The sequence below is a fragment of the Meiothermus hypogaeus genome, from assembly GCF_003574035.1.
GTDB lineage: Bacteria > Deinococcota > Deinococci > Deinococcales > Thermaceae > Meiothermus > Meiothermus hypogaeus.
On the sequence record NZ_QWKY01000162.1, the window covers coordinates 1 to 1350 of the forward strand.

Consider the following 1350-nt stretch of genomic DNA (forward strand, 5'->3'; position numbering starts at 1 on the left):
GGGTGTGTCCTGGATTTAGGCAACTAGGCTGCAGTAGGGAAAGCGCCGTGTCGGACGGCGTGGAAAGGTGTGACGGGGCTGTAGGAGAAGAACCGCGAACGGACCAGGGCCTTAGCGCTCGCTCCGGATTCGCTCCAGTGGGCCCCGGTGATCTTGAGTCTTTGGCCGATGACGTGCTTGTTGGCGCCTTCGATCTGACCTGAGCCGATGACCTCAATACCTTCCCGCTTGAAGCGGGGATAGTCGGTGTGGTCGAGGTGGGCCTGCTTTTGCAAGAAGCGGAGGGCTTGATGGGCCTCTGGGTTGATGGGCCGATCGCGGAGGTTGAGGTTGAGCCAGCGCTGGATACTTATCTCTCCCCGAAGCAGAGCCTCTCGCTGTTCTTGACGGTGAGCCTCGGAATAACCGAGTCCCGTCATCAGGGTGTCGAGGTAGGTGCTAGCGTGGTAGACATCCAAGATGTGTCGGTGAACCCCCAGTTCGCCAAAGAGTTCGGCGATCCAGGCCGCCCCGTCACTGAGGCCAATCAGGGAGTCGGATTGGCGAACGCCCGCATGGCGGAGCAGGCCATGCACCTGGGGGGCGAACGCTGTGGCGGTGGTTAGGGCACTCACGTAGTACCGCTGGCTTGGGCAGCGCATCGGGTACACTACCGCACTTTTGACCTCCCGCCACTCGATGCCGCCCTCCACCTGGGCCGCCACCAGACAGCCATCCACCTCCACACACCAGCGCCGGCCCCGTTCCCCCTCCCGCCCCCTCAAGGGCTGCTGCGCCAGTTGGGTTAGCCTTTCACGACTCAGCTCTTGCTCGTGCTGCTCCAGCCGAATCCCCAGCACCTGCAACGAACTCTTGCCCACCTTCACCCCCCACTCCCCCAACCACGCCTCAGCCTCTCGGTAGGACATCCGTAGGGTCGTCCCATGTATACGCCGGAGGCACTCCGGCAAGTAGCCGCTCTCATCCAGGCTCTCGTCGCGATACCCCTGGCCCTGATGACCACACCCGCAGCGATACCGATACCGCTGCACCTCCACCTCTCCCCACAGGCTCCCTACCTTCACCCGATGGCTTCGGCTACCCCTCAGCTCCTTCCCGCATCCTCCGCACGTTTTTTTTTGACCCCTTTGCCCTCTCCTCCGCTTCCTGTACCCCGCTCTCCCTTTTCCACCATCTCCTGCATCATCAGCCGCTGGATCTGTTTGCCAAACTCAATCACCAGCAACTCCTGCTCGGCTATACTCTTCCCCTCTCCCAGCCGCTCGTACTCATCCACCAACTGATGCATCCGTTCCCGTATTTCGCTCATTCCAACAGTTTAGGCTGTTTGCCTATTTTCAGGACACACCC

The 1350-nt window shown here is 61.3% G+C and carries 2 protein-coding genes; both read right to left on the minus strand.

Annotated elements, in window-relative coordinates:
• Nucleotides 1-23: 23 nt before the first annotated feature.
• On the minus strand, nucleotides 24-908 hold the full coding sequence (locus Mhypo_RS18440) for a hypothetical protein (RefSeq protein WP_206074960.1): 885 nt from the start codon (nucleotides 906-908) through the stop codon (nucleotides 24-26).
• 176 nt (nucleotides 909-1084) lie between these two features.
• Nucleotides 1085-1309, minus strand: coding sequence for a hypothetical protein (locus Mhypo_RS17700; protein ID WP_119342520.1), 225 nt, complete (start codon nucleotides 1307-1309; stop codon nucleotides 1085-1087).
• Nucleotides 1310-1350 lie beyond the last annotated feature (41 nt).

Excerpts from the sequence above, each read along its gene's own strand:
- Mhypo_RS18440 (WP_206074960.1), bottom strand. The coding sequence starts at position 908 with ATGTCCTACCGAGAGGCTGAGGCGTGGTTGGGGGAGTGGGGGGTGAAG.
- Mhypo_RS17700 (WP_119342520.1), bottom strand. The coding sequence starts at position 1,309 with ATGAGCGAAATACGGGAACGGATGCATCAGTTGGTGGATGAGTACGAG.